We start from the raw sequence: 22,766 nt of genomic DNA, 5'->3' as shown, positions 1-22,766 counted from the left end.
GAACCGCTACGCGTTTAGACGATGGATTTGCACTCCACCCGCAGCAGGTTTTCAGCCTGTTGCTGGCAGTCGAAACGCACCGGCAGAAAGCGCTCAATGACGGAAATGTTGCTCTGCAAATGCTCCGTCATTGAGGGTGTGGTGAAGCTTCCAGCACCCGCGATTGCCATCGGCAGCAGCAATTGATCCGCCAAATGCTCGCCGACGGCCGCAGGGCTGCCCAGCCAGTGCCGGGCCTGCTCCACCGCGCCTTGCGCCACAACCTCGGCACGCACTCTTGACTGACCAAAAGCACTGAACAGCTCAGTCACCTGTTCGCAGGCGAACTCCAGCATCAGGACGTTACCTGGGCCACGCTCCTCAGCCAGCACCACACAGTGCCGGGCTTCAGAGGCGATATCCAGACTCGTCCCGGCGTGCAGCAGTTCACGTTCTGCAACCTGCCTGTCCAGCCCGGCGATCAATGCGATAGCTCGCGATTCAAGCAACCTGCCTCGATCCGTCAGATGCAACGGCTTCAGCATCGAGGGCTTGATATGCACTTCCAGCTCACCGCCACCGGCCGGTACAAACCCATGACGCAACAGGTTCAGCCCTACGTCAGCGCCCATACGCCGCAATTGTGGCAACCACGCTCGCTCGATGAAGTCCGACGGCGGCGCCAACGGGTTATGAGTGCCACCGGAGATCGTCACCCTGCTCGGTTCCGACGCCTGCAACAGCGCGGGCAGCAAGGTCTGCAGCACCAATGTGCAACTTCCGGCGGTGCCAATGGCAAAGCGGTACTCGCCACCCCGAACAACGCCTGGCTCAAAGCGCAGACGCTGGGAACTCAACTCCGCCCCCGTGACGCTGGCGCCACACACTTGAGCAGCAGCGAGCACTGCGGTCAGGTGTTGGCGTAGCAAGCCCGGACGGCTGCGCCGGGCTCTGATGTTTTCGATCTGTAATGTCCGACCGGTCAACATCGACAAGCTCAAGGCGCTACGTAACACCTGACCGCCGCCAATGGATCCGTCCAGTTCAATCATGTCCTGCTTCATCTGTTTCACCCTTCTGCGTGTGCTTCACCCTTCTGCGTAGTGCCGAACTATTTGCCGCAGGTATTCGTCCAGTAATCCGTTGTCTTCAACCGTTCGCTTCAGCACCGGCACCGGACGCTCAAGCTCTGCCGTGATGAAGGCATGTAACGCGACTCGCCGGGGGCCATAAGCGGCCTCATCGGCATTGCGCTTGAGGACCAGCAGCTCGGCGACTTCATCGAGCAGCGCTTGATCGTCAACCGTGGCCAACAAATCCGTGAACGTCATGGGCGGCCTTCCCCGCCCCTGGTCGATCCAGCGCACCGCCAACAACGGCCGAAGTACATAGAAGTACTTTTTGAGCCGCACCTCGTCACCTTGCAGATAACCACGAAAATTCTTCTTCGCCATCGACAGGTAATGATTGCGCGCCGCTGGCGGACTGTAGAACGCCTCGGCCAGCTCGCGCAGACGCTGGGTCGCTGCGGTTTCGCTGCGATAAACCAACGGCGAATCGAGCCATTCCAGCAACGTCGGATTGGACTTGCGCAGCAGGCCGAGGGTCTTGCGCAACTCCCAGCCACTGATGTCCAGTTCGTCATCCAGAGGACGCTCGATCACATCCCGAGGCGCGTCGACCTGAACGGACCATTCCGGGCGCTCGACATACACAAAACGCACATCGTAATCGCTGTCAGTCGACGCAAAACCCCAGGCGCGACTGCCTGATTCACAGGCATACAGCACAGTGACGTTATGCTCGCGTTCTATGCGCTTCAGCTCATCCAGCACCCGTTCGCGCATGGCGCTGCTGAGGGGATGAGCGACTGCATCTTCCATTTCCATAATCCTGTCCTTCATGTTTCACATTCAACGCAGGCGACGTACCGTGCCTGACTTCAATTCACCTGAATCTTCCATAGCCTGTAAACGCTGCAATAGCGCCTCGCGCTGCACTTTCGGCGTAACCGGATCCACCAGCGTGTACTGAGCCTCACACCAGACGACGATATGATTTAGCCAGACATCTGCATCCGCAGTGGCCTGCTCGTGACGTCGCAGCAGATACTGCAACTGAAGCCACACGGGCTTGAGCCGCAACAACGCCCCACGACGCTGATCACTCAGGGCATACCAGTAGCTGTCCAGACGCTGATCAAGTTGCGCATCGAACCGCGACCACGTCTGCTGACTCAACAGTTGCACTGCGGCACGGAACACCTTGTCAGACTGATCGTCCAGCGCTGCAAGTTGTTGCTCCAGACCCGCCTCCCCCAATAATTGCAGCGCCTGCACACGAACAACGGCGACAGGCGACTTCAATGCAGTTTGCAGCACTGAAGCGGGCAGCGGCTGATCCAGCTCTTTCGCCAATCCGAGCAGCCCCAGCCATTCGCGCTTGCTGGACGGAACGTCCTTGTCCAGTCGCGACAGCAATACTTCCCGGCTGTCCACGGCGTAACGCGGCGCAGCCCAACGAGCCAGACAGCGAACGGCCGAGGAGCCATCGAGCAGCCCGGCCTGCAAATGCTCACGCGGACCCTCCAGCATGCTCAGCAAGCCCCGCAACGCTTGCACTCGAAGGCTGGCCGCCGAAGATTGCAGTGCCCGTTCAAGCAACGGCACAGCGTCTGTCGCCAGTAAATCCGCGCAGGCAGTGACTGCCTTTTGCCTGACCGTGACATCCTCATGTATCAGCGCAGCGGCCAGAAACGAAGGCCGGTCCGCGCAGTGCTCAAGCGTCAGGTCAAAGACAAACCGCGCAGCCCTGCCGCGGCATGACGCAAAAGCTTGCCCGACCTGTTCACGCAATTGCGGCAGCGATAACAGGCTGCGAGCCTTGAGCAAGGTGTCGCGATGATCAACGCGCTGCTTGTCTCCCAACGCCAATAACGGCGTCAGGGCTTGCAGCAGCAGGTCAACCCGTTCCACAACCAGAAACTGCTCGAGCGCCTTTTGCGCCTGTTGCCTGACCTGCGGCACCCAATCATTCAAGCGCTCCAGGATCGCGAGCAGTGCCTCAGTGGAGGCCTGCCCGGCAAGTCGTTGCACCGCTGCCTCGCGAACAAAACCATTGCCAAACTGGCTCAGCTTCACCAGGGCTCTGGCCGCATCATGAGTTTCCTGGATCTCCCGAACATACCTGGCCTCAAGGTCAGTCAGCTGGTAATGCCAGTCTCGCAGGTGTTCGAACGTCATCACCTCATTCATCGCCCTATCCTTTAACGCATACGACCTGTCGCAAGGTATGCAGCACTTCCACCAACTCACGCTGGGCGTGCATGACCTTATCGATGTCTTTGTAGGCCATTGGAATCTCGTCGATCACTGCGGCGTCCTTGCGGCACTCAACGTGAGCCGTGGCGCGAATCTGGTCTTCCACAGTGAACGTGTTCTTGGCTCTGGTCCGGCTCATGGTGCGCCCGGCACCGTGGCTGCAAGAGCAGAAAGCCTCTTCATTGCCCAAACCGCGGACGATGAAGCTCTTGGCCCCCATGGAGCCAGGGATAATCCCCAGTTCGCCCTTCTTCGCCGACACCGCACCTTTGCGGGTGATCAGCACTTCTTCACCAAAATGCTGCTCTTTTTGCACGTAGTTGTGGTGGCAGTTGACGGCTTCCAACGCCACTTGAAACGGCTTGCTGATCACTTGACGCGTGGCCTGAATCACCGCCTGCATCATCAGCTCCCGGTTCTGCCGGGCAAAATCCTGCGCCCATCCCACGGCTTCCACATAATCATCGAAGTGCTGACTGCCCTCTTCGAAATAGGCCAGATCACGATGCGGCAGATCCGCAATGTGTTGCCGCATGTCCGCCTGGGCCATCTGAATGAACAGGTTCCCGATGGCGTTCCCTACCCCGCGAGAGCCGCTGTGCAACATGAACCAGACACGGTTGGCCTCGTCCAGGCAGACCTCGATGAAGTGGTTGCCGGTGCCCAGCGTTCCCAGATGCTGGCGGTTGTTGGTGTTAGCCAGCGAAGGGTATTTATCGGTGATCAATTTGAAGCGCGGATACAGCGCGCCCCAAACGTTATCCGCCTGTTGCGGGATCTCGTCCCAGGCGCCTTTGTCACGACGGGAACGCGTCGACGTTCGGCCATGAGGTACCGCTTTTTCAATGGCGCTACGCAGGCCCGACAAATTGTCCGGAAGGTCTGCCGCCGTGAGCGAGGTTCGCGCGGCAATCATGCCGCAGCCGATATCCACACCCACAGCCGCCGGAATGATCGCGCCCACCGTCGGAATCACACTGCCAATCGTGGAACCCTTGCCCAGATGCACGTCAGGCATGACGGCCATATGTTTGAAAATGAACGGCATCCGCGCCGTGTTCATCAATTGCTCTTTGGCTTCATTCTCTACCGGCACGCCCTCGGTCCACATTTTGATGGGTTTGCCGTTGATGACTTCCAGCAGTTGGTAAGTGCTCTTTTCCATGATCTCTACTTCTGTTCAATGACTGCTATTCAAAACGATGGGCTCGGAGTTGCACGCCTGCGGTTCGCACTCATTGCGTCAACCGGCCCTGCTTGGAACAGGTAATTGCAGCAGCCATGCCAATCTTGAAAATGGGAAGCCATAAACTTTATAACTAATTGTTTTAAATAGACAAAATAATAAATCGCTCGCAACATCCAAAAAACAAGAGGCACCTCAAGCCGGAATTATCTATCCTTGTATCTCGTTTTTTATCTTCTGAGATAACCATGTCTACAACACGAACTGTAGCCATTGGCTTCATCGGCTCGAAACTCGACCGCGTCGGCAAGGGTGCCAACCGCTGGAATCACTGGCGCCCCAGCGTTGGCCTGTGTCAGCAGGAAGATGTGCAGATTCACCGGCTGGAGCTGATCCACGGCGAGACTGCACGGGACGTCAGTCTGGCGCAGCGAGTCGCTGAAGACATCCGGCAAATCTCCCCGCAAACCGAAGTTCGCCTTCACCCCATGGCTCTTCGCAACGCCTGGGATTTCGAGGAGGTGTATGGCGCGCTGCATGATTTCACCACCGCCTACGATTTCGACACTGACAACGAGCAATACCTGGTGCACATCACCACCGGGACTCACGTCGCGCAGATATGCTGGTTCTTGCTCACCGAAGCCCGCTACCTGCCCGCCCGACTGATTCAGACTTCCCCGTCTCGGCGAGACAATGATGAAGCGCGAGCCACCGGCACCCATTCGCTGATCGATCTGGACCTCTCGCGCTACGACCGCATCGCGTCACGCTTCACCCATAAAAGACTGGAGGGCCTCGCGTTTCTCAAGTCAGGCATCGCCACGCGCAACGCCGCGTTCAACCGCTCTATTGAACAGATCGAGCAGGTCGCCGTGCGCTCCAAGGCTCCGATGCTGCTGATTGGCCCGACCGGCGCAGGCAAATCGTTTCTGGCAAGACGTATCTACGAGCTCAAGCGCAGCCGACACCAGATCGAAGGACGCTTTGTCGAAGTCAACTGCGCGACCTTGCGCGGCGATGGCGCCATGTCGACCTTGTTCGGCCATATAAAAGGCGCGTTTACCGGTGCCCTGGCTGCTCGCGAAGGTCTCTTGCGGGCTGCGGAAGGCGGCATGTTATTTCTGGACGAAATCGGCGAGCTGGGTGCAGACGAACAAGCCATGCTGCTCAAGGCCATTGAGGAGAAACGCTTTCTGCCCATGGGCTCGGACAAGGAAGTGGCCAGCGACTTCATGATTATTGCCGGCACTCACCGCGACCTGCGCGATCGGGTGGCGCAGGGTTTATTCCGCGAAGACCTATACGCGCGGATCAACCTCTGGACGTTCAATCTGCCCGGGCTGGCCAAACGGCGCGAGGACATCGAACCGAACATCGATTTCGAACTGGAACGCCACGCCCGCGAACACGGACGCCTGATACGCTTCAATCGCGAAGCCCGGCAGCGCTATATGGCGTTCGCCAATCATGACGACTCGATATGGTCGGGCAACTTTCGCGAGCTGTCAGCCTCGATCACGCGCATGGCGACACTGGCTGACAGCGGCCGCATCGATGAAACCCAGGTCGAAGAGGAGCTACAGCGCTTGCGCTATGCCTGGGCACTGAACGACGATCAGAATGACGGACAAGATGAGCTATTACCAGTATTGGGCGACGGTAACGAACTGGATCTGTTTGATCGCTTGCAGCTGGAGGCGGTACTCAAAGTGTGCCGTAACGCTCGAAGCCTGTCGGATGCCGGACGCAAACTGTTTGATGTGTCCCGCCTGAACAAGGCGAACCCCAATGACGCAGATCGTCTGCGCAAGTATCTGGCGCGTTTTGGCATTGAGTGGAAGCAAATCAATGGACAGGATTAAACTCACCACACTGACCTACGTCATCCAGGACTTTCAATGAAGTACAAGCTGAACGATTACAACGGCGTGATCATCGATCCGACGTCTTTTTCTTTTGAAAAGGCCGATCTTGAAGCCGCCATCAAGGGCTTTCTGCTTTTCATGGAAACCGAAAAGAAGGGCCTCGCGTGGATTACCCTGCCCATCGCCCGATGCGCGAGTGTCGAGCAGTTCGTGGCGCACGGTTTCATCTTCCACAGCTGCCTGCCCGAAAGCCTCACGCTGGTTCGAAAGCCTCAGGAATCGACTTACGTGCCGTTTATTCCGACGCATATCGTGGGTGCCGGTGCAATCGTGATCAATCAGCACAACGAGATCCTGGTGGTCAGGGATCAAGGCGCTACCAGCTTCAATTTGCCTGGCGGGCATGTGGATCCGGGTGAGCGAATTCAGGACTCTATCGTCCGCGAGGTTCTGGAAGAGACCGGCGTCGAGGTCAGCTTCGATGCGATTCTAGGTTTCACGACCCGGCATCCCTATGAATTCGGCAAATCCAATATCCACTTCATCTGCCGCCTCAAACCGTTGACTCAAACCATCAATGTCATCGACACCGATGAAATTGCCGAAGCCAGATGGGTGTCGATTGAAAGCTATCTGGCCGACGAAAAGAACGGCCTGACCAATCGCGAAATCGTCAGCCAGATCGCTGACAGCAAAGGGCTGACGATCGCTGATTTTCAGAGCAATAGCGGTCGATTCAAAAAACAGGAAATCTTCATGGCGGTGGAGGCGAAGCTGTAAGACTCGTGAGAGCGGCTTTAGCCGGGAAGCAGCATTTCTGACAATAGAGATGTATTGAATCTAATGGCCTCTTCCCGGCTAAAGCCGGTCCCACGTCATTTAGTGTCAGGATTCAAGGGCTGGCCATCGCTGATTTTCAGAGCAACAGCGGTCGATTCAAAAAGCAGGAAATCTTCATGGCGGTAGAGGCGAAGCTCTAAACTCGTGGGAGCAGCATTTCTGACAATAGAGATGTATTGAATCTAATGACCTCTTCCCGGCTAAAGCCGGTCCCACGTCATTTAGTGTCAGGATTCAAGGGCTGACCATCGCTGACTTTCAGAGCAATAGCGGTCGATTAAAAAGCAGGAAATCTTCATGGCGGTAGAGGCGAAGCTCTAAAAAACTCGTGGGAGCGGCTTTAGCCGGGAAGCAGCATTTCTGACGATAGAGATGTATTGAATCTAATGACCTCTTCCCGGCTAAAGCCGGTCCCACGTCATTTAGTGTCAGGATTCAAGGGCTGACGTGATGCGCTGCACCAGCTCGGTTTCGACCAAGGCTTCCTCCAGGCCTTCGTGAAAAACAGCGCAGGTCACGGTGGTCTGGCTGTGAGCGCAGCGATATACCGCCAAAACACTGCCCGGCCCTACGCCGTTGTGGCCGCTCAATGTCAGACCACCCGCTACGCCGCCTTGCATCAAGCCAAGACCGTAACCCGGAGTCAGCCATGGTCGGCCTGGCAACGGGCCGCCCAGAACAAGGGCTGTCTGCATTTCTTCCAGTAGCCAGCTCGGCAGCAGGTTGCCTGACAGCAAGCGATCGAGAAGCAGCGCCGCTTCTGCCAATGGCCCGATCAATAAACGGTGATACACCCAGCCCGAGTCGTAGCCAGGTGCGACGCCTCCACAGGCACTCTGCAAGTCTTCGCCCGTATTTGCCAAACGCGCCCGCATTACTCCCAACGGAGACAACACGCGCCGAACGAGTGCCTCTTCAAGTGAAAGCCCCGTCAGTCGCTCGATCAACCGGGCTACGAACAGGTAGCCGACATTCGAATAACGCCAGCCTTCGCCGGGCGTGTAGCGCAATCGGGTAGCGTCCAGACGCTGCAGCATTTCATCCGCAGGCCAAGGACAAGAACCGCTGGCCACTGCAGCGTGGTACTCGGTCAATTCGCTGTAGTCGGCGAGACCGGCCTGATGACGCAATAATTGCCGCAGGGTAAACGAGCCTTCAGCAACATGATCGTCCAGCCCCACAAGACCATCACGAACCAGCGTCAGCGCTGTTGCGGCCAGGACGGTCTTAGTGAAGCTCCACCAGGGGACAAGTGTCTCAACTGCATCGGCCGGTTCGGTCACGGCCGGGGCACCGTTGATGATGAGGGAGAACGGCATGGGCAATAGCTCTGGAAGTTCGGCACAAGGATAAGCCGCAGCTCCAATGCACGCTACCCAGCCAGGGACATGGAACCGGATGGCTTACATGAAGATCCACAGCGAGATCACCGCTACGGTGTCAGTCGCAATGCAATTGCGTTTACTATCCCCTCATACCCTCAGGAGCAAATCCCATGGCAACGGCCTCTGCAAACATTCGTGTCCCCGTATCCGCCGACAAAGTATGGCAATTGGTTGGCGGTTTTATGTCCCTGCCGGACTGGCTGCCGTTCATTGCCAGCAGCGAAGCCTCCGAAGGCGGACGTGTCCGCACGCTAACCACAGCCGACGGCGCAGTCATTGTCGAAAAGCTGCAAACCTTCGACGAAGCCAACCGCACCTACAGCTATTCAATCGTGACAGGCCCGTTTCCGGTGACTAACTACCTCGCGACCGTCGTGGTCGCCGCAGCGGGCGATCACGAGACGCTGATCACCTGGTCTGGCAGCTTCACCCCTGACGGCGTCTCCGACGCAGAGGCTGAAGCCGTGTTTCTTGAGGTCTATCAAGGCGGACTGGAAGCTCTCAAAGCCAATTTCTGACCCTCCTGGACCTGCGGCACTGAACTGACAGCGCTCTTGAGCCTCAATATTGCTTCGATAAATGGCATTTCGCAGCACAGCGCAAAATCGCGCATCATGGGCGCGGTCAGTTCAAGGAGACATTAATGCGCGTTACTTTATCTTTTTTGCGTTTTGCCACCTTGTCACTGGGATTGGTATTGGCCGCCACCGCCGTGGCGTCGGAAGAGTCACAACTGGTCGATTCCATCAACAATTTCCGCAATCAGTCACAGCGTTGCGGCGATCAGGTTTCACAAGAGTTGCCGCCCCTCAACGTAGACACTCGGCTGGTTCTTTCTGCTACCAGCCCGGTAGATCTGCAGCAGGCCATGGCACGTGCCACTTATCCGATGGTCAATGTGCAGGCGATCAGCCTGTCTGGCCCGCGGGATGCACAGTCGGCCATGAACACCATTCAGGAAAGCTTCTGCCGGGTCGTGCTTGATCCGCAGTTCGTCGACATCGGTGTGAGCCGCGAAGGACGCGACTGGCGCATCGTGCTGGCTCGCCCACTGCTGACGGCCCGTCTCGGAGACTGGCAGGCCGAAGGTCAAAAGCTGTTGGTGCTGATCAACGCCGCGCGAGCACAGTCTCGCCAATGCGGCACTCAGGCCGTGGCTGCGACCACACCGCTGACCTGGAACCCGGCACTGGCCTCGGCGGCCGAAAACCACAGCCGGGGCATGGCCAACAACAATTTCTTCGACCACATGGACCGCGACGGCCGCATGCCGGGTGATCGGGCAGAACTGGCCGGTTACTCAGGTCGGCAGATCGGCGAGAACATTGCCGCCGGACAAGGCAGCGTCGCCAAGGTCGTCGAGGGCTGGCTGGCAAGCCCCGGTCACTGCGCCAACCTGATGAATCCGGCGTTCAATGAACTGGGCGCGGCCTACGCGGTAGATCCCAAGAGCGATGCGGGCATTTACTGGACAGGCGTGTTTGGTGCGCAGTGATGGGGTTTGGTGATGAGCCCCTCGCGGCTAAAGCCGTTACTACGGACCTCACACCGACGTGGGTGAAGGACATGAATTCAAGGGCGGAATCGCGCATTGATATCACCCAGGATAGCGCGTCATTAATTCATGCCCAGCCCAGCGTCGCTGCCGTGAGCAGCAAATACCGCATGCCTTTGGCAAACGTGACGATCAGCAGAAAACTCCACAGCGGTTCGCGCATCACGCCAGCCACCATCGTCAGCGGATCGCCAATAATGGGTACCCAACTAAGGAGCAGTGACCAGCGTCCATAACGTAGATAGAAACGCTGGGCTTTTTCAAGTTTGGCTTCGCTGACAGGGAACCAGCGTTTATGGCGAAACCGCTCTACGGAACGACCCAGCAGCCAGTTCACCAATGAGCCGAGCACGTTGCCCAAGGTCGCGACCAGCAGCAGCGTCGCGACGGTGTAGTGCCCGGAAAGCAGCATGCCCACCAGCACCGCTTCAGACTGCATGGGCAATAGTGTCGCCGCACCGAACGCAGCGAGAAACAACCCGAAGTAGCTGGAAATCTCAAACACTCAACCACCACCCCATCAACGGATCGTCAAACGGCCTTGATCAAGTCCTTGATCCGGGAAGCCAGCGCTTCCAGCGCGAAAGGTTTGGTCAGCACTTCGGTTTGCGGCTCAAGGTGGCATTTGTCGAGTACGGTGGTTTCTGCATAACCGGTGATGAACAACACCGGCATACCCGGTCGACATTGCCGACCCGCATCGGCCATCTGCCGTCCATTGATACCGCCCGGCAAGCCTACATCCGTCACCAACAGATCGATTCGCACGTCCGATTGCAGAATCCTTAGCCCGGCCTGGCTGTCGGCGGCTTCAATGGCCACGTAGCCAAGACTGCTCAGTACCTCGGTCACGAGCATCCGAACCGATGACTCGTCATCCACGACCAGAACCGTCTCACCCTGCCCCGCCAAGGCTTTGCTGGTGACCGGCAATGCAAGCTCCGGAGTCTCCAGTTCTCGTTCATGACGAGGCAACTGCAGGCAAACCATTGTGCCCCGATCCACCTCTGAACGAATCCTGATCTGGCCACCCGACTGCCGGGCGAAGCCATAGATCATCGACAGACCAAGGCCCGTGCCCTCGCCGACCGGTTTGGTGGTGAAGAATGGCTCGAAGGCTTTGGCCGACACTTCGGCACTCATGCCGCAGCCGCTGTCAGTGACACGGATACTCAGGTAATCGCCCGGCAGCACTTCAGGGTCGAGATCATGACTTTCATCAAGACACTCATTGCGTGTCTCGATCAGGATGCTGCCGCCGTGGGGCATGGCATCCCGGGCATTGATGCACAGGTTGAGCAACGAGTTTTCCAGCTGTGCCGGATCAATCAATGCAGTCCACAAATCTGTGCCAGCACGAACCTGAATATCCACCGAGGGCCCGACAGTACGCCGAATCAGCTCTTCCATCCCCATGATCAAGGCATTGACGTTGGTGGGAATGGGCGCAAGTGTCTGACGACGCGAGAACGCCAGCAACCGATGGGTCAGCGCTGCCGCTCGCTGCACCGCGCCTTGAGCGACCACCAGATAACGATCAACATCCGCCACCCGGCCCTGCCCCAAACGCATCTGCATCAATTCCAGACTGCCGGAAATCCCCGCCAGCAAATTATTGAAGTCATGGGCAATGCCGCCGGTGAGCTGCCCGACCGCTTCCATCTTCTGCGACTGACGCAACGCTTCCTCCACCACTTCACGCTCGCTGATGGCTTCACGAATGCGCTGTTCCAGCGTCTGGTTGAGCTCCTGCACCGCCGCTTCGGCCCGTTTCCTGGCCGTCACATCAATGGACGAACCAATCAGCCCGATCACTTCACCCGTTTCGCTGAACAACGGTGACTTGATCGACAACCAGGTCGCTGCGGAGCCGTCAGCCAGGCTGACCTGTTCCTCCACCTGTTCAGACACCCCAGCGCTCATGATCCGCTCATCAGTGGCCATGATCACGCGCGCCTGGTCCTTATCCTCCAGATACTCAAAGTCGGTCTTGCCGATATAAAACTCGGGGGGTTTGCCGATCAGCTCGGTGGTGCCACGGTTGGCAACCAGCATGCGCCCCTGGCGGTCCTTGGCGTAGACCACGCCTGGAACTGCTGCGGTAAAAGTGCGTAACAGCGTCGTGATGCGATCGCGCTCGACTTCAGCCTCGCGGCGCAGCTCGATATCCAGAAGAACGCCCAGAAAACGCGTCGGTTGGCGCCCCTCGTCGAACTCGACGCGCCCCTTGGCTTCCAGCCAGCGATAAGAGCCATCGCGATGCAGCACACGGTATTCGCATTTGAAAACACCGCCACGCAGCAAGGTCAGACCGATTTCGCTTTCGACACGCGCCCTGTCATCAGGGTGGATGGAGGCCGTGACCTTCTCCAGCGGCAGGCCTTCCACGGCCTCCTGAGCAGTCAGGCCAAACGTGGCGGCATAACGATCATCACCAATGACGTGGTTGTCCTGCACATGCCAGACCCAGGTGCCGATGATCGCATCGGCATCCAGTGCGAGCTGCAGCCGTTCAGCCGCATCTTTCGCCGGAAACTCAAGCGGCCCGCTGTTATCTGGCCTTTTATCCTTAAAATCGCTGCTCATGCCCTACCATCGTTTATCGTGATGCCAAAGCCTGGCGGCCGATTGCGGTGAATGGTGCCGGTGCGGCTGAGGTATTACAAGTCGTTGCGATGACTAGGCGCTCAAGCGTGAAATGACATCATTCAATCCTACAGACAGCCCATGTAGATCATGGCTGGCCGCCTGGGTGCGCTTGACGTTGTCCTGATTGGTGCTGGCAATCGCGGTAATTTCCGTGAGATTACGGGAAATATCCTCCGCCACTGACGTCTGTTCTTCAGCCGCCGTAGCAATTTGCCGGTTCATATCACGAATGGCTTCCACGGCAGTGGTAATACGGTTAAGCGTGGCGCTGGCATTACTGACCTGCTCCACACTCTCTTCGCTACGACTCTGACCACCTTGAATCGCTATGACCGCATCGCTGGCACCGGTCTGTACTGAGCTGATGATCTGGTTGATTTCGGCAGTGGACACTGCCGTGCGTTGCGCCAACGTCCGCACTTCGTCAGCCACCACCGCGAAACCGCGCCCGGCTTCACCGGCTCGCGCAGCCTCGATGGCCGCGTTCAGCGCCAGCAGATTGGTCTGATCAGCGATACCACGAATCACTTCAAGTACCTTGCCGATGCGCACGCTGTCAGTTTCCAGACGCTGAATCACATTGGCGGTATTGCCGATTTCACTGCGCATCAAGCTGATAGTGCTCATGGTCGACTGCATGACCTTGTCGCCTTCCCGGGCATGGTGATCGGCGTCATCCGCAGCTTTGGCTGCCTGAGCAGCATGCCGGGCGACTTCCTGCGCGGTTGCCGACATCTCCGTCATGGCCGTCGCGACCTGGTCGGTACGTTCGAACTGCTCGTGGGTGCCCTGGGCCATCAGTGTAGCGATGGACTTCAACTCGTTGCCCGCCGTGTCCAGGTCCGACGTGCTGCGCTTGAGCCGGTTGAATGTATCCGCCAGGAAGTCCCGGAGGATATTGGCTGCCACCGCCAGATGGCCGAGTTCGTCCTGACGGGTGATATTGACCCGCTCGCCGAACTTGCCTTGGCTTAACTGGGCAACGTAGTCGATCAACATGCGGATCGGCGCGATCAGGTTACGATTGACCAGCCACCATGTCAGCAGACCGACCAATACCGCAGACGCGAGCATGATCAAGGCGCCAAACAGAATGGTCCGGTCGGCTGCGTTGCTGATCATCACCGATTGCTCGGCGCTGTTCTTGCGCAAGCTGTCTACCAACTGACTCATCTGCTCACTGGCGGCACGGTCGACGCCCTTCACCGCAACATCACCTGCGACCGGATCACCACCTGCAGCAATGAATGCATCACGCCCTTTGCGATAAGCCGTACCTAAAGCCTTGTGCTCTTCCATCAGTTTCTGCACTTGATTAAGCGTCGAGGCCGGCACGCCCTGCACTAACGACAGCTTGCCGAGGGATTCCTGGACTTTACGTTCCTGCGCCTCGAACTGTGCCCAGAACTTGTCACGATCGGCCGGTAACTTGCCGCGCAGCAGCACATTCTTCCACTCCTGCACCTGAATCTTGAACTCAAGATTGGCTTCATCGACCAATTGCGAGGCATGCACCGGACCTTCGAGCAAGCCGCGATAGGACTGCACGTTGTTGGAAAGAAACTGGAAACAGGCCAGCGCAATCAGCAGCACCAGCACCAGACTGCCACCCAGCATGCCCAGGATCTGGAGTCGGAGGGATTTAGCCATAAAACGAACACCTCGGGAGGGTAATCTGCGGCAGCGCGCAGATCGGAAAATGTCGACTTCCCTGTACAAAGGTTACGGGCGAGAGGCTCGTAACGTGCCTGTTTGCGCATCGGCTTTAGGGGCGGGTTCTTGAGAGCCGCTGATCGTTTGAGGGAGGTGGATATTGATGCGTGGTGTTTCAAACGTGAATTATGCGGCGTTCAATGGCGCGCCGCCGCGACACGTTAAAAAACGGGACGTTTGAAACCGATTCATCCGGGAAGACGGTATTGCTGACGATAAAATTTCGTGAATGCACAGGCCCCTTCCCGGATAAATCCGGTCCCACAGGGTTAGGCGTACATTCAGACAGTTACCCGTCAGTTCGCAGCAAACAGAGGCTGCGATGGCGGTGCGTCAGGGCAATCGCATCGCAGCCTTAAGCAGCGCCTACAGAAAATGGATTGCGATCAATCCATCTGACCAAACACCTGACTCGGCCGTCGTAGGGTCGGGTCAAACGGGTTGATCCTTGCGCTGATCACTGCAGCCTCTCTCTTGAGCAGCTCCACCACGGTCAACAACCGGTCCGGCCCGAGGCGGTCGCTGATGGTGGCGACGCTGAGGGCGGCGACCGAGCGGCCTTCGCGGTCAAAGATAGGCACCGCCAGACCGGCCATGCCCGGCAGTGCGCCGGTGTTGCGGGCGGCGTAGCCGAGGCGGCGGACGTTTTCCACCTCTGAGCGCAGGAACACTTCATCGTAGAGGTGAAAGTCTTTGAGGCGTGGCAAGTTGTAGCGGATAACGGTGTCGCGTTCGTCTTCCGGCAGGTAAGCGAGGATCGCCAGACTGCCCTGCCCCACACCCAATGCAACGCGCCCGCCGATGTCACCGGTGAAGGTGCGAATCGGGTAAGGACCTTCGCTGCGATCCAGACAGACGGCATCGAAGCCGCTGCGCGCCAGCAGGAACAGTGAATCTCCAAGGGAGGCCGAGAGGCGCAGCATGCTCGGGCGGACTACGTCACGCAGATTGCTGGTCTTGCCCGCCTTTGCAGCCAGGGCGAAGAACTCAATGCTCAGGCGATAGCGTTTACTGCGTTGATCCTGCTCGACCATGCCTTCATCCATGAGGCTGCGCAGCAGGCGGTGTGTGGTGGGCTGCGATAGGCCGACCTGCTGGGCGAGCTGGGTCACGCGCTCGCCCTCTTCAGAGCAGTCGCCCAGGCAACGGAGCACTGCGAATAAGCGCGAGACCGCACCCACACCGGTGTCCTTTGGATTTTCATTCCGCTCAGTGGAATTCATATGATCACTTATCGATAACTAATTCATTGAACGAAAGAACTGAAAGAAATATACCATCCAGTGAAATTCACCCTTTCGCCCATCCTAGTCTTCGTCTTAATCTCAGTCCACAGGGCGATTTGAACAAAACCTGGTAGCCGACCCAGATCGAGCACCAACGTCCACAGCAACTGCAAAGCTTTCATTTCGCATCTGCCCATAACAAAAACGCACCGCAACGCTGTGCGTGATGAAAAGGTGGAACGCAGCTATGGCTTTTTTGCAGCTTGAAGGTCTCTCCAAACGCTACGGCAGCATCGACGCCGTGGTCGCCACGAATCTGGCGGTGGAGAAAGGCGAATTCGTTTCTCTGCTGGGCCCGTCGGGCTGCGGCAAGACCACTACCCTGCAAATGATCGCCGGCTTCGTTGATGTCAGCGACGGGCGCATCATCCTTGATGGCCGTGACATCACTCACGCCAAACCCAGCAGTCGCGGCCTGGGGGTGGTGTTTCAGAGTTACGCCCTCTTCCCCCACATGAGCGTTGCTGACAACGTCGCCTTTGGCCTGCGCATGCGCAAAGTGCCGGCGGCGGACATTCAGCGCCGAGTGGCAACAGTGCTGGAACTGGTACGCCTGAGCCAGCACGCCCAGCGTTACCCGCGTGAGCTGTCGGGCGGTCAACGGCAACGGGTTGCACTGGCGCGAGCGCTGGTGATTGAGCCGCCGGTCTTATTGCTCGATGAGCCGCTGTCGAACCTCGATGCCAACCTGCGTGAAGAGATGCAATTCGAGATTCGCCGCATTCAGCGCGAAGTCGGCATTACCACGTTGATGGTGACTCACGATCAGGCTGAAGCGCTGTCCATCAGTGACCGCGTGGTGGTCATGCAGGCCGGGCGTATCACCCAGATCGACGAACCCTACAAGCTGTATGAACACCCTCGCACCCGGTTCATCTCCAGCTTCGTTGGCAAGGCCAACATGCTGCCCGGTGATCTGGACAGCCAGGGTTGCGCTCAAGTGCGGCAGACACCGGGCGACGGTGCGTTGACCCTGAGTCTGCGCCCGGAAAAGATCGATCTGGTAGCAGCTGGCACAGGGCGTTTGCAAGGCAAGGTCATCACCCGCTACTTCCTCGGCAGTCAATGGCTGTATCGCATCGAAACCGCGATCGGCGAGTTGACCGTGGTACGCCGCAACGACGGCGATGCGCCAATGGAAGAAGGCACCGCGGTGGGCATGGATTGGCCAGCCGGTTTGCTGCGGGTACTGGACGCCGACGAGGTGCACCCATGAGCCTGCTGAGTGATATGCGCCGTGGCGGCCGCGGCTATTTACTGTCGGCACCGGCGCTGGTGATGTTTACCTGCCTGCTGCTGGTCCCGCTGGCACTCACACTGATCCTGTCGTTCAACGTCTTCGACTATGAAGTCGGGGTCAAAAGCGATTCCTACACCTTGGCCAACTACGGCGAGGTGCTGACCGATTCGTACTTCTACGAAATCTTCCTGCGCACCTTCTGGATCAGTGCGCTGGTGACCTTGCTGTGCGTGGTTATCGGTGTGCCTGAGGCTTACATTCTGAGCCGCATGGGCACGCCCTGGCGTTCGATCTTTCTGATTCTGATCCTCACGCCGCTGCTGATTTCCGTGGTGGTGCGCGCTTTCGGCTGGAGCCTGCTGCTGGGTGCCGACGGCTTGATAAATCAGGGCATACAAGCGCTGGGCGGCCAGCCAGTCAAAATGCTCTACACCCCGTTCGCCGTGATCATTGCACTGGTGCACGTGATGCTGCCGTTCATGATCATTCCGATCTGGACCTCACTGCAGAAGCTCGACCCGGCGGCTGAACAGGCAGCCCTGTCCCTCGGCGCCAGTCAGGCCAAGGTGATGCGCCTGGTGGTGTTGCCTCAAGTCATGCCCGGCGTGTTGTCCGGCACGCTGATTGTCTTTGGCTTGTCGGCCAGCTCTTTCGCAATCCCCGGCCTGCTCGGCGGACGCCGCCTGAAGATGGTCGCCACGGTGGTCTACGACCAATACCTCTCGGAGCTGAACTGGCCCATGGGCGCGACCATTGCGGTGGCGCTGTTGCTGGTCAACCTGCTGGTCATGCTGTCCTGGAACCGCATGGTCGAAGGTCGCTACAAGAAAACCCTGGGGGAATGAACCATGTCTAGAAACGGTCCTTTGGCCCTGTCGTTCCACGCCCTCGTCGTCGTGTTCATGCTCGCGCCACTGGTGGTGGTCTGTCTGGTGGCTTTCACGCCAGAAAACACCCTCAGCTTACCGACTTCTGGTTTTTCCCTGCGCTGGTTCCGGGCGATCTTCGAGCGTGCCGACTTCATCGACTCGTTCTATAACAGCCTGATTCTGGCGTTTGTCGCCGCCACGCTGGCGACGATCATTGCCGTACCCGCAGCGCTGGCGATTACCCGCCATCAGTTTCCGGGGCGCAACTTCCTCAACGGGTTGTTCCTCTCGCCGATCATCATTCCCCATCTGGTGCTGGGCGTGGCGATGCTGCGGTTATTTGCGCTGATGGGCGTCAACGGCAGCTTCTTCTGGCTGACCCTGGCCCACGTAGTGATCATCACCCCGTATGTACTGCGGCTGGTGATTGCCGCGGCCATCGGTATCGACCGAAGCGCCGAACAGGCAGCCGAATCACTGGGAGCCAGCCGCTTCACGCTGTTCCGCAAAATCACCTTGCCGATGATTCTGCCCGGCGTGGCCGGTGGCTGGCTGCTGGCGTTCATCAACAGCTTTGACGAGGTGACACTGTCGATCTTCGTCACTTCGCCTTCGACCCAGACCCTGCCGGTGCGGATGTACGTCTACGCCACAGAGTCCATCGATCCGATGATGGCCGCCGTTTCCGCGCTGGTTATCGCGTTGACCGCCGCCACCATGATCATCCTCGACCGGGTCTATGGCCTGGATCGAGTGCTGGTCGGCAAACATTAACCCGAGGCCTGGAGCGCGAAACGCATGGCATTGCTCAAACGTCTGGTCGAAAAAGACCGCCCGGCGCTGGCCTTCACCCTCGACGGTCAGCCCGCCAGCGGGCTGCAAGGCGATACTTTGCTCACCGCGGTATTGACCAGCAGCGAACATCTGCGCGGCAGCGACTTCAGCGCCGAACCCCGGGCCGGGTTTTGCATGATGGGCGCTTGTCAGGATTGCTGGGTGCGTCTGGGCGATGGCCGCCGGGTGCGCGCCTGCTCGACATTGCTTGAAGGTGGGCAAGTCGTCAGCCGTGATCCGGGACGGCAACTATGAATACGAATACCGCGCAGTCGGTGGTGATCGTTGGTGCGGGTCCTGCGGGCATTCGTGCTGCGCAAACCTTGCATGCCCACGGTGTGAAAGCCTGCCTGCTGGACGAGGGCCTGCGGGGTGGCGGACAGATCTATCGCCGTCAACCCGAGAACTTCCGCCGCGATCCAAAAGCGCTCTACGGCTTTGAAGCGGGCAAGGCCGTCGCCGTGCACCAAACCCTCGACGAGCTTTCGTCACACATCGATTATCGTCCGCAAACGCTGGTATGGAACGCCGAAGATCAGCGACTCGATACTCTGCAGGAGAACCGTGCCGGGAGCATCGATTACAGTCATCTGATCATCGCGACCGGTGCCACCGATCGCATCCTGCCGGTGCCTGGCTGGACCTTGCCGGGTGTCTACAGCCTGGGTGCGGCGCAGATCGCCCTGAAATACCAGGGCTGCGCCATCGGCGAAAGGATCGTGTTTGCCGGCAGCGGTCCGCTGCTTTACCTGGTCGCGTATCAATACGCCAAGGCCGGTGCGAATGTGGTTGCAGTCCTGGACAGCGCGCCCTTTTCCGCCCAGTGCCGCGCCCTGCCCGCACTGCTTGGCCAACCGCTGACGCTGGCCAAAGGTTTGTATTACCGCGCCTGGCTGACCGCTCACGGTGTCGCCGTCCACCAAGGCGCGACATTGCAACGTATCGACGGTCACAAGCGGGCCAATACCGTCCAGTGGCAAGGCAGCAACAGCGTACAAACGCTGAGTTGCGACGCCGTGGCTTTCGCTCATGCACTGCGCAGCGAGACGCAACTGGCTGACCTGCTCGGCTGCGATTTTCAGTGGAGCGCGCTTAATCGCGCCTGGCTGCCCGCGCGTGATGACGCCGGACGCAGCAGCATTGCGGGTGTTTATCTCGCCGGTGACGGCGCAGGAATCATGGGCGCGGACGCAGCGGAAATGGCCGGGGAACTGGCGGCGCTGGCCTTGCTTGCAGACATCGGACAGAGCATTGATAACAATCGCAGCGTTCAATTAAAGAACAAACTGGCAAGCATTCAGCGCTTTCGTCACGGGCTGGAAACCGCTTTCCCCTTTCCCGTTGACTGGGCCGCGAAGGTTCCGGACGAAACCATTATCTGCCGCTGTGAGGAAGTCAGCGCAGGCGATATTCGTACAGTGGTCGACGAAGGTCACTGGGAAATCAATCGGGTCAAGGCCATGTGCAGGGTTGGCATGGGGCGCTGCCAGGGCCGGATGTGCGGACTGGCAGCAACGGAGATCGTCGCGCACTGCAGCGGTCGGGAGCTGCAAGGCATTGGTCGGCTACGCGGCCAGGCACCGATCAAGCCGTTGCCGTTTGGTGTGGAGGCCCAGTCATGAGCGCCGCGATTGAAAGCGATGCACTGATCATTGGCGGCGGCATCGTCGGCGCATCAGCCGCCCTGTTTTTAGCCTTGAAGGGCAGACGCGTGACCTTGCTGGAACGTGACTTCTGCGGCTCGCATTCCAGTGGTGTCAACTACGGAGGCGTACGCCGTCAGGGGCGGCCGCTGAGCCAGTTGCCGTTGTCGCAACGCGCCCACACCATCTGGAGCGGTTTGCGCGAGCTGATTGGCACTGATGGTGAATATCAGCGCTCGGGGCACCTGAAGCTGGCCCGCAGTGAGACCGACATGAACGCCTTGCGCGCTTATGCCGAAGTCAGTCGCGGCTTCGGGCTGGAGCTGCAACTGCTGGATCGCGAGCAGTTACGGGCGCGCTTTCCTTGGGCGGGGGATGTCGCGGTGGGCGCTTCGTTGTGTGCCGACGACGGCCACGCCAACCCAAGACTGGTGTCCCCGGCATTCGCCCAGGCAGCCAGGCGGGCTGGCGCGCAAGTTTTCGAACAGGCCGAGGTGATTGACGTCAGCCATGACGGCCAGGCATTTGTGGTCCGCACGGCCAGCGGCCTTAACCTGCGCGCCCCGTGGTTGCTCAATTGCGCGGGTGCCTGGGCCGGCGATCTGGCTGCACAATTTGGCGAACCGGTGCCCATGGTATCGGGCCATCCCGCCATGCTGGTCACTGAGCCGCTGCCGATGTTCATGGATGTCAGCACCGGCGTCGAGGGCGGTGGCATCTATGCCCGGCAGGTCGCCCGAGGCAATTGTGTACTGGGCGGCGGTCAGGGCTTCGCGCTGGACCCCGCCCGCGCCAGGCCGGGGCAAGCCGCTGTATTGGAGATCCTGCGCAACGCAGTCGAGCTGTACCCGCCGCTGGCCGGAGCCCAGGCGATTCGCACCTGGAGCGGCACCGAAGGTTACTTGCCGGATCGCGAGCCGGTCCTCGGCCCGAGCATGCTGCAACCGGGCCTGCTGCATGGCTTCGGTTTTGCGGGTTCTGGATTCCAGATCGGCCCCGCCGCGGGTGAAGCCCTCGCCGAGTACGTTTGCACCGGCCAGTCAACGATTTCCCTGGACGCTTTTTCCGTCCGCCGTTTTCAACACACTGCCCAACCCTGTAATACCGTTAGCCATTGATTTCATCACTTTGCACAGAGGAAGGTCGCTGCAATGAAGAACTTAAAACGCATCGCATTTACCGGCTTGTCGAGCCTGCCATTGGCGGCATTGCTGGTCGCCTCCCCGGCCCACGCCGCAACGACCCTTTATCTGGGCATGAACGGCGGCACCATGGAGCGGCTCTATGCCGATCAGGTGTTGCCTGCTTTCGAGAAAGCCAACGACGTAAAAGTGGTGATCGTGCCGGGCACCTCTTCGGACATCCTCGCCAAGGTTCAGGCCAGTAAAGACAACCCGCAGATGCACGTGATGTTCCTCGATGACGGCATCATGTACCGGGCGATTTCCATGGGTCTGTGCGACAAGTTGCAGCCGAGCGCTTCCCTTGCGGACTTGCCAGCCAAGGCGAAGATCAAGGATGAAGCCGCCGCCGTGAGCCTTGGCGTAACCGGGCTGGCGTACAACACGAAAATGTTCAAGGAAAATGGCTGGGCCGCGCCGACCTCGTGGATGGATCTGGCGGACAAGAAGTTCAAGGAGAAAGTGGTCTTCCAGTCCATGGCCTCGTCCACCTTCGGCCTGCACGGTTTCCTGATGTTCAACCGCATTCAGGGCGGCAGCGAGACCGACGTAGAGCCAGGTTTCAAGGCCTGGCCGAAAACTGTGGGCCCGAACGTACTGGAATACATCGCCAGCTCGGCGAAGATTTCCGAGATGGTGCAGACCGGTGAAGCCGCGCTGTTCCCGCTCACGCCCACTCAAGTCACGGCGTTGAAGATCAAGGGCGTGCCCGTCGAATACGCGCCGCCGAAAGAAGGTGGCGTGGTGCTTAACGTGGCCGAGTGCGCCATCGCTAAAAACGACCAGCCGGAACTGGCACAGAAGCTGGCGGCTTATCTGCTGACGCCAGAAGCTCAGGCGCCAGCGCTGGAGTTCGGTGACCAGATCCCGTCCAACCCGAAAACCCCGACCACCGACAAGACCAAAGCTCAGGTCGACGCAATGAACAAGTACCTGGAAACTGCAGTGACCATTGATTGGGATCAGGTCAACCAGACCCGCCCAGAATGGAATGCGCGCTGGAACAGGACTGTGGAGCGGTAGTTAAAACGCCGGCCCCTCGTCCCTGTAGATACCGTCTTGACCCTCATCGAGCAAGCGCGATGTCAGGGTCATAGGGTTTCCCCGACTTGAGCACTCCGTACACCAGATGCAACAGCTTGCGCATGGCCGCACATATGATTTCCTTCGGGGCCTTCCCGTTCGCCTTCATGCGTGTTTTGAGGGCCATAAGGACCG

20 protein-coding genes are annotated in these 22,766 nt (G+C 58.9%); 11 read left to right on the top strand and 9 right to left on the bottom strand.

Going from position 1 to position 22,766, the window contains the following annotated elements; translation table 11 throughout:
- Positions 1-14 precede the first annotated feature (14 nt).
- The 4 genes from rtcA to CKW31_RS28565 are packed head-to-tail and all read right to left on the bottom strand — an operon-like array spanning position 15 to position 4,464.
- Positions 15-1,043: an RNA 3'-terminal phosphate cyclase gene (gene rtcA, locus CKW31_RS28580; RefSeq protein ID WP_095102410.1), complete on the bottom strand. Its 1,029-nt coding sequence runs from the start codon at positions 1,041-1,043 to the stop codon at positions 15-17.
- A gap of 24 nt (positions 1,044-1,067) precedes the next feature.
- Complete coding sequence (locus CKW31_RS28575; RefSeq protein ID WP_371856831.1) at positions 1,068-1,862, bottom strand: nucleotidyltransferase domain-containing protein; 795 nt, start codon at positions 1,860-1,862, stop codon at positions 1,068-1,070.
- A gap of 30 nt (positions 1,863-1,892) precedes the next feature.
- Entirely contained in the window at positions 1,893-3,233 is a 1,341-nt protein-coding gene (locus CKW31_RS28570) for a HEAT repeat domain-containing protein (RefSeq protein ID WP_095102396.1), read from the bottom strand.
- Between the two features lie 4 nt (positions 3,234-3,237).
- Complete coding sequence (locus CKW31_RS28565) at positions 3,238-4,464, bottom strand: RtcB family protein (protein WP_095102393.1); 1,227 nt, start codon at positions 4,462-4,464, stop codon at positions 3,238-3,240.
- A gap of 269 nt (positions 4,465-4,733) precedes the next feature.
- On the opposite strand from CKW31_RS28565, the gene rtcR reads away from it, so the two are divergent.
- A complete protein-coding gene (gene rtcR / locus CKW31_RS28560) occupies positions 4,734-6,350 on the top strand; it encodes an RNA repair transcriptional activator RtcR (protein WP_095102391.1) in 1,617 nt (538 codons plus the stop codon).
- Positions 6,351-6,386: 36 nt separating this feature from the next.
- Positions 6,387-7,133, top strand: coding sequence for an NUDIX domain-containing protein (locus CKW31_RS28555; protein WP_095102385.1), 747 nt, complete (start codon positions 6,387-6,389; stop codon positions 7,131-7,133).
- A gap of 488 nt (positions 7,134-7,621) precedes the next feature.
- Here the strand turns inward: CKW31_RS28555 and CKW31_RS28550 are convergent, their stop codons facing one another.
- A complete protein-coding gene (locus tag CKW31_RS28550) occupies positions 7,622-8,512 on the bottom strand; it encodes a serine hydrolase (RefSeq protein WP_095102381.1) in 891 nt (296 codons plus the stop codon).
- 176 nt (positions 8,513-8,688) lie between these two features.
- Here CKW31_RS28550 and CKW31_RS28545 point away from each other — a divergent pair, with 176 nt between their 5' ends.
- The gene (locus CKW31_RS28545) at positions 8,689-9,096 is read left to right on the top strand and encodes an SRPBCC family protein (RefSeq protein ID WP_095102378.1); all 408 of its coding nucleotides are present in this window, start codon (positions 8,689-8,691) and stop codon (positions 9,094-9,096) included.
- A gap of 125 nt (positions 9,097-9,221) precedes the next feature.
- A complete protein-coding gene (locus CKW31_RS28540) occupies positions 9,222-10,073 on the top strand; it encodes a CAP domain-containing protein (protein ID WP_095102375.1) in 852 nt (283 codons plus the stop codon).
- Positions 10,074-10,200: 127 nt separating this feature from the next.
- On the opposite strand, the gene CKW31_RS28535 is transcribed toward CKW31_RS28540, so the two are convergent.
- From CKW31_RS28535 to CKW31_RS28520, 4 genes are all read right to left on the bottom strand, one after another.
- The gene (locus tag CKW31_RS28535) at positions 10,201-10,638 is read right to left on the bottom strand and encodes a YqaA family protein (RefSeq protein WP_095102372.1); all 438 of its coding nucleotides are present in this window, start codon (positions 10,636-10,638) and stop codon (positions 10,201-10,203) included.
- A gap of 26 nt (positions 10,639-10,664) precedes the next feature.
- Positions 10,665-12,719 (bottom strand): PAS domain-containing sensor histidine kinase, encoded by a 2,055-nt coding sequence (locus tag CKW31_RS28530; protein WP_095102369.1) that lies wholly within the window; start codon positions 12,717-12,719, stop codon positions 10,665-10,667.
- A gap of 93 nt (positions 12,720-12,812) precedes the next feature.
- The gene (locus CKW31_RS28525) at positions 12,813-14,432 is read right to left on the bottom strand and encodes a methyl-accepting chemotaxis protein (RefSeq protein ID WP_095102366.1); all 1,620 of its coding nucleotides are present in this window, start codon (positions 14,430-14,432) and stop codon (positions 12,813-12,815) included.
- Between the two features lie 449 nt (positions 14,433-14,881).
- Positions 14,882-15,718 carry an IclR family transcriptional regulator gene (locus CKW31_RS28520; protein WP_095102363.1) on the bottom strand — a complete coding sequence of 279 codons (837 nt, stop codon included), beginning with the start codon at positions 15,716-15,718 and terminating at the stop codon, positions 14,882-14,884.
- A 250-nt stretch (positions 15,719-15,968) separates the two neighbouring features.
- Between CKW31_RS28520 and CKW31_RS28515 the strand changes: the two genes are divergently transcribed.
- Genes CKW31_RS28515 through CKW31_RS28485 form a run of 7 tightly spaced genes read left to right on the top strand, consistent with a single transcriptional unit; the run spans position 15,969 to position 22,571 of the window.
- Positions 15,969-16,997: an ABC transporter ATP-binding protein gene (locus CKW31_RS28515; RefSeq protein WP_095102360.1), complete on the top strand. Its 1,029-nt coding sequence runs from the start codon at positions 15,969-15,971 to the stop codon at positions 16,995-16,997.
- Positions 16,994-17,866, top strand: coding sequence for an ABC transporter permease (locus CKW31_RS28510; protein ID WP_095102354.1), 873 nt, complete (start codon positions 16,994-16,996; stop codon positions 17,864-17,866). The genes CKW31_RS28515 and CKW31_RS28510 overlap by 4 nt, the downstream gene beginning before the upstream one ends.
- A 3-nt stretch (positions 17,867-17,869) precedes the next feature.
- Entirely contained in the window at positions 17,870-18,664 is a 795-nt protein-coding gene (locus tag CKW31_RS28505) for an ABC transporter permease (RefSeq protein ID WP_095102352.1), read from the top strand.
- A gap of 24 nt (positions 18,665-18,688) precedes the next feature.
- Positions 18,689-18,979 carry a (2Fe-2S)-binding protein gene (locus CKW31_RS28500; RefSeq protein WP_095102350.1) on the top strand — a complete coding sequence of 97 codons (291 nt, stop codon included), beginning with the start codon at positions 18,689-18,691 and terminating at the stop codon, positions 18,977-18,979.
- On the top strand, positions 18,976-20,346 hold the full coding sequence (locus tag CKW31_RS28495; protein WP_095102347.1) for an FAD/NAD(P)-binding oxidoreductase: 1,371 nt from the start codon (positions 18,976-18,978) through the stop codon (positions 20,344-20,346). Before CKW31_RS28500 ends, CKW31_RS28495 begins: the two co-directional genes overlap by 4 nt.
- On the top strand, positions 20,343-21,485 hold the full coding sequence (locus tag CKW31_RS28490) for an FAD-binding oxidoreductase (RefSeq protein ID WP_095102345.1): 1,143 nt from the start codon (positions 20,343-20,345) through the stop codon (positions 21,483-21,485). Before CKW31_RS28495 ends, CKW31_RS28490 begins: the two co-directional genes overlap by 4 nt.
- A gap of 33 nt (positions 21,486-21,518) precedes the next feature.
- Positions 21,519-22,571, top strand: a complete 1,053-nt coding sequence (locus CKW31_RS28485) for an ABC transporter substrate-binding protein (RefSeq protein WP_095102343.1) — start codon at positions 21,519-21,521, stop codon at positions 22,569-22,571.
- Positions 22,572-22,766: the final 195 nt, after the last annotated feature.

The sequence above is a fragment of the Pseudomonas sp. Irchel 3A5 genome, assembly GCF_900187575.1.
In the GTDB taxonomy this organism is placed as follows: domain Bacteria; phylum Pseudomonadota; class Gammaproteobacteria; order Pseudomonadales; family Pseudomonadaceae; genus Aquipseudomonas; species Aquipseudomonas folii.
The sequence above is the reverse complement of the archived record's forward strand: the minus strand, read 5'-3'. Positions and strand labels throughout refer to the sequence as shown.

Excerpts from the sequence above, each read along its gene's own strand:
- CKW31_RS28545 (WP_095102378.1), top strand. The coding sequence starts at position 8,689 with ATGGCAACGGCCTCTGCAAACATTCGTGTCCCCGTATCCGCCGACAAA.
- CKW31_RS28510 (WP_095102354.1), top strand. The coding sequence starts at position 16,994 with ATGAGCCTGCTGAGTGATATGCGCCGTGGCGGCCGCGGCTATTTACTG.
- CKW31_RS28570 (WP_095102396.1), bottom strand. The coding sequence starts at position 3,233 with ATGAATGAGGTGATGACGTTCGAACACCTGCGAGACTGGCATTACCAG.
- CKW31_RS28500 (WP_095102350.1), top strand. The coding sequence starts at position 18,689 with ATGGCATTGCTCAAACGTCTGGTCGAAAAAGACCGCCCGGCGCTGGCC.
- CKW31_RS28530 (WP_095102369.1), bottom strand. The coding sequence starts at position 12,719 with ATGAGCAGCGATTTTAAGGATAAAAGGCCAGATAACAGCGGGCCGCTT.
- CKW31_RS28495 (WP_095102347.1), top strand. The coding sequence starts at position 18,976 with ATGAATACGAATACCGCGCAGTCGGTGGTGATCGTTGGTGCGGGTCCT.
- CKW31_RS28540 (WP_095102375.1), top strand. The coding sequence starts at position 9,222 with ATGCGCGTTACTTTATCTTTTTTGCGTTTTGCCACCTTGTCACTGGGA.
- rtcR (WP_095102391.1), top strand. The coding sequence starts at position 4,734 with ATGTCTACAACACGAACTGTAGCCATTGGCTTCATCGGCTCGAAACTC.
- rtcA (WP_095102410.1), bottom strand. The coding sequence starts at position 1,043 with ATGAAGCAGGACATGATTGAACTGGACGGATCCATTGGCGGCGGTCAG.
- CKW31_RS28520 (WP_095102363.1), bottom strand. The coding sequence starts at position 15,718 with ATGAATTCCACTGAGCGGAATGAAAATCCAAAGGACACCGGTGTGGGT.
- CKW31_RS28555 (WP_095102385.1), top strand. The coding sequence starts at position 6,387 with ATGAAGTACAAGCTGAACGATTACAACGGCGTGATCATCGATCCGACG.
- CKW31_RS28575 (WP_371856831.1), bottom strand. The coding sequence starts at position 1,862 with ATGGAAGATGCAGTCGCTCATCCCCTCAGCAGCGCCATGCGCGAACGG.
- CKW31_RS28490 (WP_095102345.1), top strand. The coding sequence starts at position 20,343 with ATGAGCGCCGCGATTGAAAGCGATGCACTGATCATTGGCGGCGGCATC.
- CKW31_RS28525 (WP_095102366.1), bottom strand. The coding sequence starts at position 14,432 with ATGGCTAAATCCCTCCGACTCCAGATCCTGGGCATGCTGGGTGGCAGT.
- CKW31_RS28515 (WP_095102360.1), top strand. The coding sequence starts at position 15,969 with ATGGCTTTTTTGCAGCTTGAAGGTCTCTCCAAACGCTACGGCAGCATC.
- CKW31_RS28565 (WP_095102393.1), bottom strand. The coding sequence starts at position 4,464 with ATGGAAAAGAGCACTTACCAACTGCTGGAAGTCATCAACGGCAAACCC.
- CKW31_RS28505 (WP_095102352.1), top strand. The coding sequence starts at position 17,870 with ATGTCTAGAAACGGTCCTTTGGCCCTGTCGTTCCACGCCCTCGTCGTC.
- CKW31_RS28485 (WP_095102343.1), top strand. The coding sequence starts at position 21,519 with ATGAAGAACTTAAAACGCATCGCATTTACCGGCTTGTCGAGCCTGCCA.
- CKW31_RS28550 (WP_095102381.1), bottom strand. The coding sequence starts at position 8,512 with ATGCCGTTCTCCCTCATCATCAACGGTGCCCCGGCCGTGACCGAACCG.